Source organism: Wolbachia endosymbiont (group A) of Sturmia bella (genome assembly GCF_964030905.1).
GTDB lineage: Bacteria > Pseudomonadota > Alphaproteobacteria > Rickettsiales > Anaplasmataceae > Wolbachia > Wolbachia pipientis.
On record NZ_OZ034988.1, the window covers coordinates 567,288 to 583,729 of the forward strand.

At 33.5% G+C, this 16,442-nt stretch carries 9 protein-coding genes; 6 read left to right on the top strand and 3 right to left on the bottom strand.

Annotated features, from left to right (window positions below; all coding sequences use genetic code 11):
* Positions 1–80 precede the first annotated feature (80 nt).
* Both ACQH3L_RS02760 and ACQH3L_RS02765 read right to left on the bottom strand, forming a co-directional pair.
* Positions 81–2,090, bottom strand: coding sequence for an ankyrin repeat domain-containing protein (locus ACQH3L_RS02760; protein ID WP_425384960.1), 2,010 nt, complete (start codon positions 2,088–2,090; stop codon positions 81–83).
* A complete protein-coding gene (locus ACQH3L_RS02765) occupies positions 2,083–2,688 on the bottom strand; it encodes an ankyrin repeat domain-containing protein (protein ID WP_425384961.1) in 606 nt (201 codons plus the stop codon). Before ACQH3L_RS02765 ends, ACQH3L_RS02760 begins: the two co-directional genes overlap by 8 nt.
* A gap of 194 nt (positions 2,689–2,882) precedes the next feature.
* Here ACQH3L_RS02765 and ACQH3L_RS02770 point away from each other — a divergent pair, with 194 nt between their 5' ends.
* Complete coding sequence (locus ACQH3L_RS02770; RefSeq protein ID WP_425384962.1) at positions 2,883–11,039, top strand: ankyrin repeat domain-containing protein; 8,157 nt, start codon at positions 2,883–2,885, stop codon at positions 11,037–11,039.
* A 336-nt stretch (positions 11,040–11,375) separates the two neighbouring features.
* On the opposite strand, the gene ACQH3L_RS02775 is transcribed toward ACQH3L_RS02770, so the two are convergent.
* A complete protein-coding gene (locus tag ACQH3L_RS02775; protein ID WP_425384963.1) occupies positions 11,376–12,269 on the bottom strand; it encodes an Rpn family recombination-promoting nuclease/putative transposase in 894 nt (297 codons plus the stop codon).
* A gap of 61 nt (positions 12,270–12,330) precedes the next feature.
* Here ACQH3L_RS02775 and ACQH3L_RS02780 point away from each other — a divergent pair, with 61 nt between their 5' ends.
* The 5 genes from ACQH3L_RS02780 (at position 12,331) to wmk (ending at position 16,424) form a co-directional block, all read left to right on the top strand.
* Entirely contained in the window at positions 12,331–12,948 is a 618-nt protein-coding gene (locus ACQH3L_RS02780) for a helix-turn-helix domain-containing protein (RefSeq protein ID WP_425384964.1), read from the top strand.
* A 75-nt stretch (positions 12,949–13,023) separates the two neighbouring features.
* The gene (locus tag ACQH3L_RS02785; protein ID WP_425384965.1) at positions 13,024–13,281 is read left to right on the top strand and encodes a transcriptional regulator; all 258 of its coding nucleotides are present in this window, start codon (positions 13,024–13,026) and stop codon (positions 13,279–13,281) included.
* 189 nt (positions 13,282–13,470) lie between these two features.
* Positions 13,471–14,127 carry a JAB domain-containing protein gene (locus tag ACQH3L_RS02790; protein ID WP_425384680.1) on the top strand — a complete coding sequence of 219 codons (657 nt, stop codon included), beginning with the start codon at positions 13,471–13,473 and terminating at the stop codon, positions 14,125–14,127.
* A 107-nt stretch (positions 14,128–14,234) separates the two neighbouring features.
* Positions 14,235–15,431 carry a hypothetical protein gene (locus ACQH3L_RS02795; protein ID WP_425384681.1) on the top strand — a complete coding sequence of 399 codons (1,197 nt, stop codon included), beginning with the start codon at positions 14,235–14,237 and terminating at the stop codon, positions 15,429–15,431.
* 78 nt (positions 15,432–15,509) lie between these two features.
* Positions 15,510–16,424, top strand: a complete 915-nt coding sequence (gene wmk / locus ACQH3L_RS02800) for a WO male-killing family protein Wmk (RefSeq protein ID WP_425384682.1) — start codon at positions 15,510–15,512, stop codon at positions 16,422–16,424.
* The last annotated feature ends 18 nt before the right edge of the window (positions 16,425–16,442 follow it).

Genomic DNA, 16,442 nt, shown 5'->3' on the forward strand with positions numbered 1-16,442 from the left:
CCGGATTATTGTGAAAAAAGCTACACATTCTTAATAAAATGCACTGCCAAGTTAATAGGAGTGTACTGAAAAAATCTTTGTTAAAGTTTTATATCTCTAACTTGGCTTTCTATTTTGACATCCTGTAGAGCTTGATCTGGTTGTTTTAGCGTCTCTAACAGCTCACTTGCAATATTCTTGTGTTTATTAACTATAGCAACTTGCAACAATGTATTCCCTTGATTATTACGAGCATTTGTTACAGCTACACGTTCATCAGGTTTTATTGTTTTCAACTTACTGATAATTTCAACATTACCATTTTTTATACCTTCAAAGAGTTCTTCAACTAGCTTCAATAATTTAGCAACACTATTATCTTCAGAAAGATCAAGTGGTGTTTTACCTTCCTTATTTTCAATGTGATAATTTGCACCATGTTTAAGTAAAGATTTGACAATCTCTAATGAGCCGTTCTTAGCAGCAACGTGAAGTGATGTGTCACCACTGGCAACGGTTCTAGCATTTATAAAGTCACTTAATTTATCATGACTTACTTGTTGTAACAAAACTTCAACAATTTTTCTGTACTCCTTTAAAACAGCAAGATGCAAAGATGTATTGCCTTTATTGGTAACCTGAGTTGCATCAGCGCCATTCATTAATAAAGTATTTATGATACCTAGGCTGCCATTGTTCACAGCATAATGCAATGGTGTCCATCCGTCAGTATCTTTGGCATTAATGATTACACCTTGTTTTACTAAATCCTCCACTATTTTAAGATTATTACTTTTTATAGCTTTAAAAAATTTTTCGATCATCTTTAGTAATTTTACAGCTTCTAAGTTTCTACTTCTCTCTGCAAAATGTAATGGTAAAGCATATTTATCTACCTGAGTCTTGGCATCAAAATACGCTCCATTTATAAGCAAGTACTTAACTATATCTAAACTACCAAGTTGGGCTCCTAAATGTAAAGGTGTAGCATTTTTATCCATTTTTGCATTAACATCTGCTCCATTTGTAATAAGGGTTTTAACTACCTTAAAGTGGCCATATTGAGCTGCAAGATGTAAGGCTGTCCCTCTGTCCTTACTTTCTTCCACACTTATATCAGCGCCATGTCTCAACAGAACGGAGGAAATTTGATCATAACCTCTTTCTGCTGCAAAATGCAGAGGGGTCCAATTTGTATGATCTAGAGCATTAAGGTTTGCCCCTCTTTCTAAAAGAAATTTGACCACCTCGAAGTGACCATGGTCTACTGCGAAATGTAGAGGAGTAGTATTTTTGACTGTTTTAGTATCAATCTTTCCCCCTGCATCAAGCAAAGATTTAACCACTTTTAAGTTACCGTCATACGCCGCACAATGTAAAGGAGTCCAGTTTCTATTATCCATAGCATTAATATCTGCACCATTTTCAATTAAAAAGTTTACTATCTCTAGATGATCATGCTCTGCTGCCAAATGTAGAGCTCTCCTACCATTATCTATCTTTGCGTTTATGTTTGCTCCTTTTGCAATTAAATTTTCCGCTATTTTCAAAGAAAAACTATTATATGCTACATTATGCAGAGGAGTCCAATTTTGATCATCTGTAGCATTAATGTTTGCTCCATTTTTAATTAAAAAATCACTTGCTTCTATATGGCCTTGCTGAATTGCTAGATGTAGAGGTGTGAAACCTTCATTTTTTCTAACATTAACATTGGCTTTTTTTTCTAGTAGTAGCTTGACTACTTCCAAGTGACCGTTCTGAGACCCTATGTGTAAAGCCGTAGAATTATCATAGCCTTTAGCATTAACTTCAATTCCCCTTACAAGAAGAAGAGAATTAACTACTCCAAAGTGATTACGCTCTGCTGCTAAGTGTAAAGGTGTAAGATTTTCATAATCCTTAGCATTGACGTCAGATTTCGCTTCCAGTAAAATATCCACTAACTCTAAAAAGCCATTTTGAGATGCTAAGTGCAGAGGTGTAATTCTATCGCTTGTTTTTGCATTGACTTTTACTCCCGCTTCAAGCAGAATCTTAACTATATCTAAATTACCAAATTGTGCTCCTAAATGTAAGGGTGTAATGTTTGTATCAACTCTCTTAATCATGATTACCAATACCTGAACATCCAGCATTAATATTAGACCCATGTGCAATGAGAGCTTTTACTATCTCGAGATTACCATTTTGTACTGCAGAATGTAAGGGGCTTGCTCGATCATTATTGACAGCATTAACATTTAATCCTTTTTCAACAAGAACATTTACTATATCCAGATGACCATTTTCTGCTGCTAAATGTAAGGGTGTATTAAGTTTATCTGTCTTGGTATCAAGATCTGCCCCATTTTCAATTAAAGTTTTAACTATATCTAAATAGCCCTGCTGGGATGCAAAATTTAAAGGTGTAAAGCCTAGAATTGCCTTATGATTTATATCTGCCCCATGTGCAATGAGAAAATCAACCACTTCTAAGCGATTTTTTGCAATTGCAAAGTACAGTGGTGTAAAACGATCATATTTAATTTCTGAGTTAATATCTAAATCTTCTGTTAACAGGGTGTTGACTAAATCCAACTGACCGTTTCCTGCTGCTAAATGTAGCGGTGTAAGACTATGATGTTTCTGAGCTTCATCATCCATGTTTAGAAATTCTACAAGAATTTGCAACAGGTTCCGTTTATTAGCTATTCTATTGGTAAACATAAAAACCCCATAATTGAGAAAGATTTATGCTAAACGTAGCACTTATAAGTTTTTAAGCAAAATAAATTTTCTTCAAAGTGTAGTTGTGGCTTGTTTATACTATTATTAGACGAACTATATACTCTGGGATCATAAAGTCATTGTTCTGCTGATTTTGATTCCCTATAATGTAGGGTTTAATATAAGTTCTTTTTATGCACAAAATACAACGCTCAGTAAAAATCTTAAAGAAGGTTAAGATATTGAAAAAGAAGCAGTACGTAGAGAAAATTAATCAATCTTCTCTATCTAATCAAGAGGAAGATTTAAATTGGCAGCCTGATAGTGAACGTGACTTAAAGCGCTACCGTCGTTCTAATAGTGACGATGAGAGAGATTATGATGATATTACTAGTGAAGTTGAGCTTAATCAGGAATTGATGAGTGCCATTAGAAGTAATGACTTAGAATTAAAAAAACTAGAAAAAATTAAAAACCTTATCCAGAGAGGAGCATATGTTAACTTTCAAGATTCTAACCTTGGGCATAATACACCTTTACATGCAGCTGTTCGTAAACAGGAGGCTGAAGTGGTTAAGCTGCTTTTAGCAGAAGGAGCAATTCAAATCAAGAATGATAACAGTAAAACACCACTAGATCTTGCTAGACGTCTTGGTAGGAAAGATATTGTGCTACAGTTGAAGAAAGCCACAGTTCCAAAAAGGGGAAATACTGGGGAAAATAAGCCAGAAGTTGATCTTTCAAAAAAGCCAAGAATTTCCTCTATGCAAGGACCTAAAGAAATAAAAAAAGAAATAAAAGAAGAGAATATAGAAAATAAATATCCTGCTTCTGGGCTAAAGAATACTCTTCATGGAGTTATTTATCAGCTAAAATTGTCAATGCTTTTTTTAAAGCGTGGATTAGATCAAGGCTACTCTTTTCGTTTGGCTACAGAGTGGGATAGTGCTGAAAAATTTGATGATTTGGTGTTTATATATGGTGATTCAAGAGAAAAAAAATGTCGTTTTTTGCAAGCTAAACATAAACTAGATGAGAAAAGTAACAAGATTACAGTAGGAGACTTATTTACAAAAAGTAAGGATGGTGAATTTAATTTAGAGAAGTATTTTGTTTATTATTTAAGAATTAAGAAGAAAAAAGAATTTAAAGACTATAGCCTAAAAGATTTTATTATTTGTACTAATATTAGTTTTGATCTGGATAATTCGGTGCAAGGTCAAATAAAGAAGCTTAAGGAAGTTAGTCTTGGAAAGAATAAAGGAAAAAAAGTTTTTGTTAAGGAAATTGGTGAGAATGATAGCTTCTTTAAAACAGCCACTGGTACAAGATATAGAATAGAATGTAATGATGACTTAGTCTTGCATTTAACACAAGGTAGCGAAGTGCAAAATGAAATGCGTGGACAGTCAGTAGATATTATAGGTAAGGAAATAAAAGAGTTTCTTGAAAAGTTAGTATTTGCAGTTGGTCAGCCAAATGAAGAACAACTTACCGAAATACTTGAACATGAAATAAGTATAGAATTTAGTAAAAGATTTGATTATATCGGTAATTTGAGTAAAGACGCTTATAACAAATTTGAGAAAAGAATGCTAGGTTGGTTAAAGGAAAGGGAAGGAAGGTTTTTTGATAACAAAGAAGCAGGAGACCTTTTTAAAGAAATGCAACAAGAAGTTAATACTTTAAGTATAATAGAAAAAGGGGTCAGAAATATAGAGCAAAAGGTGAGTGAAGTGCATTCGTATATTGTAGCGGAACAAAACAACAAACAAGTAGAAGAATATGTTTATTTTAATATAAAAAGTCCGTCACAATTATTTACTGGAAGAGAGGAAGAACTAAATAAGGTGCATTTGGCATTGCAGCACACTGAGGAAAGAATAGGAGTAGTACCACAGATGTCCTCAATTAGCGGGTTAGGGGGAATTGGTAAGACTGAGTTAGCCAGAGAGTATGTTCGTAGATATGCTGAGGAGTACAGCAATAATGTCATATGGATAGATGCTGAAAGTTATCAAACTCTTACAGAATCTTTTCGTAGACTAGCTTCTGATAAATTGAACATTAGTATAAAAGGTGCAGGTGGTATAGACAAACAGATAATTTCTATAGTTGAAGATGTATACAAATTTTTTTCTAATAAAAGAAGTCTTTTCATTTTTGATAACGTTGAGGAATTTGAGAATCTCAGTAAATTCTTACCGCTAAATTTTTTCACACCTCAAGCTGACAAGCCTTATGTTTTGATTACCTCTCGTAATCGAAATTTGAGAGCAGGGATAAAAGTTATAGGTCTAGATAAGTTAAAATTGGACCAATCGATAGAATTTGTAAAAAAAGGGCTATTCATAAATGATGAGCTTCAAAACCAAGAAATAAAAAACTTAGTAGAAAAACTACAGCATTTTCCTTTAGCTATACGGCAAGCAATAGCATATATTAATGATAGAAAAGTAACAGAAGAGTTTGGAGTTAGTGATTATTTAAAGGAATATGAGATAAAGACAAAAAATTTGCTTAACTATAAAGTACTTCAAGAGATTAATGATGACTATATTAAGACAACTTTTACAACTTGGGAAATTACGGTTAATAAAATAGCAAAAGATAAAGAATGTGGGCAACTAGCTTTAAATATCCTTGATAATATAGCTTACTTCGTATCTGAGAAAATCGAAAGAGAGATATTTTTGAGTCTAGCAGGTGGTAATAAAGAGCAATTAAAATCAGCTGTCCGTTTGCTTGTAAATTATTCTATGGTAAATGGTGGAGAAAAGCAAAGCGTATTGAATATTCATAGACTAGTTCAAGAAGTGATAAGATTAAAACTGCAAGAGCAAGGCAAAGAGCAAAAAGTTCTGAAAGAGGCTTTAAACTTAATAAATAGTTTTAATATAGGAAAAGAGAATATAGACCAAGCTACATCTATTTGGAAATATGTAAGTAAATATCGTGAGTTAGTCAATGATTTTTATTCGTGTTCTACCTATGGCCAGCATCAAGATTCTCCCCTAGGTTTGCTTGTTCAAAATGGTGAAAAAAAAGCAATTAACGCACTATTAACAGCAATAAAGGATATACCTTCGCTATCTAAAGCTGTTGATAGTAAGAGTGTAGATGGAAATACTCCTATTACTTTCGCTGCTGAAATTGGTGAACTTGAGATACTAAAATCCCTTGTAAAAAATGGTGCAGATTTTGAATTCCTTCATGAGAGGTGGGGACAGCCTATACACTTGGCTGCTATGAATGGTTACTTGGATATAGTCAAATACCTTGTGGATGAGAAAAAAGTTGATTGTAATACTAAGAGAAAAGACTATATGACACCTTTGCACTTGGCTGCTGAAAATGGTCACTTAGATGTAGCGAAATATCTGGTAGAAAAAGGGGCTAAATTAAATATAGTTAATAGAGATGGTGATACTCCCATGAAATTGGCCGCTGCAGCTACTAATGGCGAGATAGTGTCTTACTTTATAAAAAAGGGGGATAATTATAATATCAGGCTCGAACATGGGATGACTCTTCTGCACTGGTTTGCTATGGGAGATAATTTGAAGGTGGTAGATTATCTCTTACAAAAAGGAATCAATGTAAATGTTACTGATGAATATTTACATACTCCTTTAGATAAGGCTGCTGAGAATGGTTGTTTGGATGTAGTGAAACTTCTGATAAAAAAAGGTGGTGATCTTCAAGGTAATGCGGAGGATGGTCTTACTCCTCTGCATTTATCTGCTGAAAATGGTCACTTAGAAGTAGTGAAATGTTTGATAGAAGCAGGTGCTGGAGTCAATGATAAAAACAAAAAAGGTTATACTCCTATATTCCTTGCTACTAGAAATGGTCACTTGGATGTAGTGAAGCTTCTGATAAAAAAAGGTGCTAAAATTAGTGTTCGAATTCCTAAAAAATCTACTCTTTTGCACTTAGCTTCTGAGGGCGGTCACTTAGCATTAGTAAGGTATTTTATAGAAGAAAGACATTATCCTGCTAATCAGGAAGCCTTTCCGAATTACGGCTCTCACTACAATATTTTTCCCTTGCACTTGGCTGTTAAAAGAGGGCACTTGGATATAGTGAAATATCTGATAGAAAAAGGTGCTAGAGTTGATGCTCAAGACCATAAAGGAATTGCTTCTCTGCACTTAGCTGTTGAAGGAGGGCACTTGGATATAGTGAAATATCTGATAGAAAAAGGTGCTAGAGTTGATGCTCAAGACCATAAAGGAATTGCTTCTCTGCACTTAGCTGTTGAAGGAGGGCACTTGGATATAGTGAAATATCTGATAGAAAAAGGTGCTAGAGTTGATGTTGAAAGTTTTAGAAAACTTACTCCTTTAGCTCTAGCTAAAGAACTACTTAATCGAAATCCGCAAATTTATCAAAAAATTATAGATGTTCTTGAGTCTAAATCTATAGGTCAACAACGAAAGACTGATCCTATACATCAAGGAGGTGAAGTTTCAGCTGAGGAATGCTTGCCGAGTACAAGTAGTGGTGGGGGGAGGAAGAAAAGAGAAGTTGCAAGTAAATGTTTATTCACCTGGGAGGGTTTAGATGAATTTAATGTTGAAAAAGATGAGCAAAGAGATTTTAGTAAGATTAATATAGATAGCCAAAAGTTCATCAATTATATAAAAGATTTATCAGAAGAAAAACGTTCTCAGTTAATTCAGCTAGCAAATGAAGTTCAAGTTACAGGTAATGCTCAAGGTCTTGTGAGTAAGCTTATTAGTAATCAGAAAGTCATGAATCATCTAACTAGAGCAGGAAGGATCTCTGGTATGACTATGCATGGAATGATGGCTAAAAATGTTCTAGCTGACTTTTTAAACGGTAATTATCAAGAGGTAGCAGTTAATATAGGATTTATTGCCGGTGGTCAAGGATTTGCTAAAGTTGCTGAAGCTGCATCTATTAAAGGATTAAAATTAGCTTCAAAAGGAAAGGTATTACTTGGCGAATCTTTAAGAGCAGCATCACCTTTTCTTGCTCGTGGAACTTCAGCTTTTGTTGCCTATGACTTAATAAATCAGATAAAAGAGTATAAAAATGGTACTGAAGAAGCACTGGTTGGCATAGTAGGAGATAGTATTTATTTAGGAGTTGATGTTGCAGAGATTGGCATAGAGGTTGCTGAGGCTTTTGAATTATTAGAAGGAGGTTCGTCTGCTGCTGGACCTATTGGAACAACAATTGGAGCTGTAGTGTTTGTTGGCACTGATATTTATATGGCAGTAAAGAGAGTTGATAAAATTGATGAAATTATTCACTTAACTGCGAGTGAAAAGTTTGTTGAAGGATTGCATGCATTTATAGGTATGGAACCTGAGAAATATATAAAAGATTTAATGGAAGAAAAGCAGCTTAATAATCAATTAGTCAATCAAGGACTTGAGTATTTACAGCAACATAGTGACATTAAAAGATATATTTTTCCAACTGGAAAGCAAGTTACAGATTCTTGTTCACTAGTACCATATGATGCAACTGAGTGTGTTAGGATTCTTGGATTAGATGGTGGTCGTTGCCTTGAGAGAAGAACAGTAACAAAATATTATCAAAAATGTACAACCAAGTTTCAAGTAGATTTGAATAATGAAGTACTACTTGATAGAAAAAGAACTGACATAAAGTGGAGCAGAGCAAGATCAGATAATCCAAATGGCGGAAAAGTATTTTGTCTATCACAAGGAGACTATGAACCTGTTAATGAAGCTTACTTATGTAAAAATACAATTGGCATAACTGACCTAAGTAGAAATAAAACTGGAAATCATACTCTAATTAACTTAGGAAAAGGTAATGATCATGCAAAAGGATTTATAGATAGTTCTAATGTTTTTGTAGTAAATGATGGATTCAAAAGGTATTATGGTGGTAATAAGGATGATATATTCATTTTGCAGGGAAGTGCTATAAAAGGATATTTATATGGAGAAGGTGGAGTTAATACTTTGGATCTTGCATCATTTGCTCGAGAAGAAGAGAGTATGAATGTGAGATTAGATGTAGGTGAGGTTGAAGATTATTATCAGGATAACTCTTTTAGAGTAAGTGGAATAAATAGATTCTTAGGTAGAAAAGATAAAGCAGATAAAGTATTTGTTACATGCAAGAGTGATACTAGTGGTGTTAATTTTATAGATGGACGAGGTGGTAGTGAAAGGTTTAAAGATCAAATAGAAATATACGATGAAAATTGTGGCTATGAAATGCAGATAGTGGTAAGGCCCAATACTGTTATACACAATCGTGCACTCGAGGGAAGTTTTCATTATACTGTACCATATGGGCTTGGTAGTGCTAAAGTTGATTTTATCTATTCACCTCAAGACCTGAATGTAAACAATACTTTTACATTTGAGTATGAACCAATTGAGATAGAGAACATTGATGTAAGAAATATCAATGTACTAAATAAGACCTCTCATATAATTACATTCAATTTTGTACCAATGTCAAATAAAGAATCTAATATAACAATTTCTGGTGCATCAAATCCTTCTTATAGATTAGGTAACAATACTGAAATAAAAGTAGGAAATAAAGGTAACCTATATATGCTGCAAAACACTAATGAATCTGTTGATGAAATTATAAAGAGTTACTTGAGTGTAGCAAATAGATTAAACAAAATGTTATTCCTTATACAATCACTACCAAATAATGAAACGGTGGTGATAGGAAGTGGTAATTACGAGGTAATACACAACAATCCGCTACATAAAAGTCATCTAGTTGGGAATGGTGGTGAAAATGTATATGTGATTGATTCTACAGATAAGAAACTTGAAGTTCCCGAAGTAGTGATTTACGATCTTGATGTAGAAAGTTCAGTAGATACAATTGACTTGAGAAGTTTAGTACAAAAAGCAAGAGGTAAGTTATCGAATAAAGAAAGTTTTGAATTAAAAATTATAAAATTAGCAAATGATTTACTATTAAAAGGAGAAATAACTGAATTAAAGAAAACAGAAGATTCGTTCGTAAGTGGGATAAAAAAGCACGAGTGTTTTACTGTGAGGCTAAAAGATGGGGTGAATTTGTATAACAAGACTCACATAATTTTGAATAATGTGCCAATGGGAATAAACTTTGATAACAATGAGTGGAGTTTAAAACCATTACCTTTAGTGTTTGAAAGAGATAAAGAAATTATTATTGTAACCAGTCAAGATATAGAGGTAAACGCTGTACTAATAACGCCTAAAAGAGCAGGAAACTATAAGTTTTTGAGTAATAATGGTAATGACCTAGTAATAACTAATGCTTTTGACGCTAATGTTGATAAGAATGATCCATGTACAATAGTACTGAGTAAATTTTATGAAACATCTAAAATGGAAACACTATCTATCAAGTTTGCTGATAAGGAAATAAACCTAAAAGATCATCAGGAACAAATAAATACGGCAAGGAATATAAATGTTGTAAAAAAAGAATATAACGATCAAGTCTATAATGATGGTTTCAATAAGAAAAGAAGTCCGGAAGTGATGTTATCTGATCAACCTAAGTTGATTCATAAGCACAGGCATGAACACAGCAGAAAGCAAACTCGTCATCGTCGTCACCATCGTAATGAGCAGAATTTATCACATGCAGTCGAAGAGTTGAGTAATCAACGTAATATAGCAGTAAGTAGTAGTACGAGGCTATCTTCACGTATAAATGATTTGTTTGTTTGGGTAAAAAGCTCTATAGGTGGATTATTAAATTCTAAGCCTACATTATCTAAGGAAACATCAAGCACCTCAAGTCCAATTTCACAAATTGATGCAAAAATGGATGTAAATGGTACAATAATGTTACTTGATGTGCTGGTTAGAAAAGTCACAGGTCAGAAGTATATTTCTACAGTAGATCAGTCTATATCCCTACTAGAAGCACAGGGCTATGCACTCAGTATTACAGAGGGATTTGAGAAAGTAGTAGAGCAAGCTGGATTAAAAAGTGGTGTATCAATGCATCGATTAAATATTGATTATATGGGAATGCAGAAAGAGATTACTGGAAAAATCATGGGTGGTAAATTTAATGAAATTTCAGGGATTTTAAAATCGTATGTAGAGAAAGCATGTCCTGGTAAAGAAGCTGGTAAATTAAGTCCGAAGAAATTTGACAAGTTTATAGCTCAATTTAATAAGGGTCTGCTAAATCAATCAATAGAGCAGATATTACACAACAGAGATGGTACATTAGAAGTTGATGATGCAAAGCAAGTGAGTTTAGAGCCTCAAAGTTATTTAAGTAATGCTTCAGTTCACAGCCATTCAAAAGTATCAACTTGTCTTTCTGAGATGGGAGTAACTAAGCTTGGAGGTAATCTCAATAGGTAAGTTATAATATAAGGGGTGGAGCTATAATATGCCAAGTAGTGGAAAATTTAAAGTGAGGGTAGCCAAAATAATTAGGGAACCAGTATCAAGTTTGATGGTCTTAATACTAAAATGGATGAAGTAGACATTAAATGCTAAGTGGTTAATGTGTTTTCCATATTGAGCTTACAGCACGTAGCTTTGGTATAGAAGTTTGGGTAACGTTATGATAGTAGTTTATATAATTCTATGTGTAATCTTTATAGCTGTTTTAGACAGTTCACTAGATTCTTAATTAGGGGACATGTCTAACTTAGAAAAGGTTTTTATAAATGTTGAAGTGAATAAGTAGGAATATTATGTTTTTTCTTTGAGTTGTGAAATTTCAGAATGAGAAAAACCTGTAGTTTGTGATATGATATCAGTAGAGACACCAGCTTTAAGTAGGTTTTTGGCCACAGCTATTTTAGCTTTCATTTCACCTTTTTCTTCGCCGATTTGGATGCCTTTATGAGTAGCATCATCGAGTTTTTGTTCCAAGATAGCAGCTTCTTTCTGTAAATCCATTACCCTTTCTTCATAAGCTACTAAATCTTTCTCATTCCAATGAAACTTGTCTAATTCATCATATGCTAGCTTTATTATTGGTGATTTTTCTGCTATTTTCCTTAAATCTTCATCAGTTGTTTCTTCTGCATATTTAAAGAAAAATAGCCAACGATCTACTACATTTTCTAGCTGCTCTTCTCTGTTCTTAGGAAACTTTGGTAACTCAATGAAAATAAATTGAAAATCTTTTAAGTCATGCTCATTAGTTTTTTCATCTCTTATGGTATGGCTAGATATATAATCAAGCTTATCAGGAAATAAATTACAATTAGAAATAGCAATAAAGAAAACCTTCTTTAAATCAATGTACTTACCACCTTTATCAGCCTTCCTCGAGTAAGCCTTAGCAGCATATAATTGAGCCCGTTTTTCGAAGCCTTTATCACGAGCGAGTTGCATCTCAATCACGTATCTGGCCCCAGTGGAATCTCTGCACAGAACATCGACAATACTCTGCTTATCAGAGGCAATTTCAGGGTCCATAATGGTGCTAAGGAATTCAACTTCTTGTATAGTATTTATTTCAGTAAACCCCAAAATATCATTCAAAAAGTGGATAAGGATATTCTTATTTTTTTCAGTACCAAAAATTTTCTTAAATGTTAAATCAAGCTTAGGATCTAAAAATTTTGAGAGAGCCATGAGAAAGTAAGATAAAAAGCATTAATAATTATACACAATTGTGAAGAAATATTCAACTAAAATGCAAACATTTTGTATATCTTTATTTGGTAGTATTAACCTGTATAATATCTATTTCTGTATGTCAAATATCTCCATAAAGTACCAGATAGCACAAAAAGTAAGGAGCTGGAGGTTAAAGAGAAAATATACTCTAAAAGATTTAGTAGGCAAGGCAGGCGTAAACTATCACACACTGATAAGATACGAGCAAGGAACATGTGGCATTCCAATTGAAAGGCTAAAAGTGATAGCAAATGCATTATCAATTCCTATTAGAAATCTCTTTCCAAGACAAAAAGTACTAAAAGAAAACAGTTGTTTCGACAAAGCCAAGACCGAGGAAATGTATAATTTCATAGAAAAAACAGGAGGACACAAAGCAATTTATGCATTAACCAAATCTGTCCGAGCTGAAGAAGAAAGTAATATAAAAGCAGCAAGAATAAGAATTGCAAGGAATCTAGTTAAGGCGGGGTTTGATACTGAGATTGTCTATCGAGCAACAGGCTTATCAACTGAAGAATATGCTGATAAAGAGAGATACGAGCCAAACAGAGGACAAGAGATCAAGAAGTGGAGAATAATCAGAGGATATACACAAGAAGAATTAGCAAAAAAGCTTAATATAGGGCCCTAACAGATACATCACTATGAACAAGGTAGTGTCACTATTGTAAGTGAAAGGTTATGGGAAATAGCAAGGGAATTATCAGTGGATGCTGAAGATCTAATAAAGGAATACAAAGAAAGTGATTGCGAAGGAGAAAGTGAATTATTAAGTTTGGCAAGAGAATATAGAAAAATTGACAATCAAGAATCACGAGATAAGCTAAATATATGGGTAGAATTTTTATTGCAAAGAAAGCAAATTTACAGAGACAAGATTGATAAAGTAGAGGAAATGAAGGTTACAAATAATTTACTTCAGTTAGGGTTTTCTACTGATGTTGTTTCTAGAATAATTGATTAACAACAACCTTTTTACATAACTTGAAAACAAATATATATTAATATCTTTACTTATTCATGAAAAAATAAGTAAAAAAGATTGAGAAATTGATTTGACTTCACTCGAAAGCTATGGCTCTATGCCAATGCTGATAAAAAAAACAGCAGTAAATATTTAAAAAAAGTTTGTTGTTAGTGAAGGGTAAATTATATGAATAAAAGTAAAGAGGAAATAGAATTCAGAATATTAGAAAGCAAAGGCAAAGCACTACTTGACCATGAAATAATGGAAACATTTCTAAGTGCAGTGCATGAAAGGCCACAAGCTCAAGAAATTGCTAAAAATCTGGTGAATACTTATACGGGAGTAGGAAGGATTTTAGGTAGAGAAATGGATGACCTGAAAGTTATAGAAGGAGTGACTGATTCTGCAGTAGCAATGATTATGTGTGTTAAGGAAACACTAGAAAGGGTACTGAAAGAAAAGCTTAAGAGTGAGCCAATAATGGACTTACAAGGGCTAGTAGAATATTTGAACGTAAGTATAGGTCATGCAGAGAGGGAATGTGTAAAAATATTGTATTTGAATAAAAGGCGCCAATTAATCGGAGAAGAATCGTATATTGGTGAAATGGAAAAAGCACCAGTATACATAAAGGAAATTACAAGAAAAGCATTAATAAAAAATGCAACATTAGTAATAATGTCACATAACCATCCTGGAGGGAGTTTAGAACCATCAGAAGAAGATCAAGAAGTAACGAAGAGCTTAGCGGCAGCATGTAGTACTGTAAGCGTTAGATTATTTGATCACATTATCATCACAAGTACGGGCTATTTTAGCTTTCGAGAAAACGGATTGTTATAGCAGAAAGTATTTGCAAATCTACTCACTATAATTTATAATGAGTAATAAAATGTATAATAATAAAGTTTATTGTACGCTTAAAAAGTATTTTTAATAGTGAGGATAATATGGGTAATAAAATAATTGTACCTTTTGATGACAAAAAAGGAAGCATCTACGAATTAAACGTTGATCTTGATAGATTATCAAAAGGTGAGATGTTAAATGCTATTGTAGGAATTGGTCGTACTAGCCAGCAGCCTACCTTTGTAAGCAAAATTAATAAGGCTAAAAAGTCTCAAGAAATAGCACCTTTCCCTGGTAGAGAAGTTCGCGAAAACAAAATCAACTATGGGAAAGGACTTGACTACATATATGGCACAAAACCTTTAAATGATCAAGCAGAAGATTTAAATCCATTTACTTCAGCTTTGCAAAAAATAAAGCCAAGTATAAGCGAAAGCGAAAAGTTGAGCTGGTTTAAGAGTGCTGTGGTAAGAGCAAAAAGTTTAAAAGAGATGAATAAAATTATAGATGAAGTAATAGATGATGGAGCAAGGCTAAATGCATGTAATGATGGGGAATGGAGTTTCGCAGAGTATGTAGTATTAGGTACACATTTTCATAAATTTGATAAGGTTGATCGTAAAAAGGTAATACGTAAATTAATGTTAAGCGGTGCAGAGTTTCATGATACTCTACTACAGAATAAACTGATAGGTGAAATCTATAATGAGCTACAACCAGAAGTTCAGCCACAGATAGATAGGCAGCTAGAAGAACTAGAGAAGGCTAGCGAAAGTGCTGTGCAAGAAGGAGAATTAATAGATATCGAGATAGACAATGCAACATTATATATAGAATTTTCTGAGGACAGTAAAGTAGAGGTTGCCAAAATACTGAGAGAGTTAGGAAGTAATATTTTAAAAATTGGTAATGATGCAGTTGAGGTTAAAAGTGAGAAAGGAGGTGTAAGAAACTATACCGATATGTCAAATGGCAGCTCTGTCATGTTAGAGTTTCCTACGAGCATTGGTAAGCTAAATGTTATATTGTACCACGATGTAAAAAAATATGATCAAGTACAAGTCAGAGTAGAAAACAAGGAAATGTGGGCTGAGTTACAAAAAAGAGGCGAAGAAATTGGAAAAAATTGCCTCTTTGGGGGAGTGAAGCTTAAGGAAGTGGTAGAAAGAGGTAATTTCACTAGATGTGGCATATGGAATGAAAAGTATGCTATAAAAGAGATTAGCAATGATGAAGTATTGTCTTCATGGGTAAATAGGGTATGTGGAGGTAGTAAAGAAACCTTTAGGGAACTTTAATGCGTCTACAGCAAACTTTAAGGTTCCAGAGGTTTTTTCTACCGTTATATCTGAGCTATAGTAGAAAATATTATACGCATGGTTGTTTTCGTGGAAAAAAGTCTAGACTGTGAAGTAAGGGAAAAAGTAAAAAATTGGAGGTTAGAGAGAGGTTATACTCAGAAGGATTTAGCTGAGAAAGTTGGTGTAAAGTATTGGGTGATACTGCAATATGAGAAAGGGAACCGTAGAATTTCAATTGAAAGGTTGTATGCTATAGCTGAGGCACTATCAATCAGTATTAGTGATCTTATTCCTGTATCAAAAAGCTGTCTTGAAGATGAGGGAGAGGAAATATTAAATCTAGTAAGAAAATATAAAAAGATTAACGATCAGGAGTTACGTAAGATGTTTTGTTTGCTAACCAAATTTGTCAAAGTTAGTGAGAAAAGTAGTAGAAAATCGGAAAAAATAAAAATTGCAAAGAGTCTGGTTAAAGCAGGAGTTTCTGTTGATATTGTTGCAAAAACAATTGGTCTGTCTGCTGATGAATGTGTTGAAGAAAAAGTTGGTTCTATCTACTACCAAATAGGAAAAAAGATAAAAGAATGGAGGGTATTACGGGAGTATACTCAAAAGGATTTGGCTGAGAAAATGGATACAACACGTGACGAAATAAGCAACTATGAGCAAGGAAGGACTGCTGTTCCACTTGATAAATTATATGAAATGGCAGAAGCATTATCGATTAATATTACGGATCTACTAATAGAGGAAGGGAGTAAAGTGAAAAATGAGCTACCTGATTTGATTAAAGAATACAAAGAAATTGAGAGCCAAGAACTACGTAATGCACTAATAAAATCTCTGTTTGAGGGAATACGTATTTGTGAGGAGAAAGTGAGAGAGATAGAAAGAATTAAAGTTGCAAAGGATCTAGTAAAAGGGGGAATTTCTATTGATATTATTTTGCAATCGGTAGGTTTACCTGTTGATATAGTTTTAGATGGGTAGCTCGTGGAAAAATTATAG

Excerpts from the sequence above, each read along its gene's own strand:
- ACQH3L_RS02765 (WP_425384961.1), bottom strand. The coding sequence starts at position 2,688 with ATGTTTACCAATAGAATAGCTAATAAACGGAACCTGTTGCAAATTCTT.
- ACQH3L_RS02775 (WP_425384963.1), bottom strand. The coding sequence starts at position 12,269 with ATGGCTCTCTCAAAATTTTTAGATCCTAAGCTTGATTTAACATTTAAG.
- wmk (WP_425384682.1), top strand. The coding sequence starts at position 15,510 with ATGGTTGTTTTCGTGGAAAAAAGTCTAGACTGTGAAGTAAGGGAAAAA.
- ACQH3L_RS02795 (WP_425384681.1), top strand. The coding sequence starts at position 14,235 with ATGGGTAATAAAATAATTGTACCTTTTGATGACAAAAAAGGAAGCATC.
- ACQH3L_RS02770 (WP_425384962.1), top strand. The coding sequence starts at position 2,883 with ATGCACAAAATACAACGCTCAGTAAAAATCTTAAAGAAGGTTAAGATA.
- ACQH3L_RS02760 (WP_425384960.1), bottom strand. The coding sequence starts at position 2,090 with ATGATTAAGAGAGTTGATACAAACATTACACCCTTACATTTAGGAGCA.
- ACQH3L_RS02780 (WP_425384964.1), top strand. The coding sequence starts at position 12,331 with ATGCAAACATTTTGTATATCTTTATTTGGTAGTATTAACCTGTATAAT.
- ACQH3L_RS02790 (WP_425384680.1), top strand. The coding sequence starts at position 13,471 with ATGAATAAAAGTAAAGAGGAAATAGAATTCAGAATATTAGAAAGCAAA.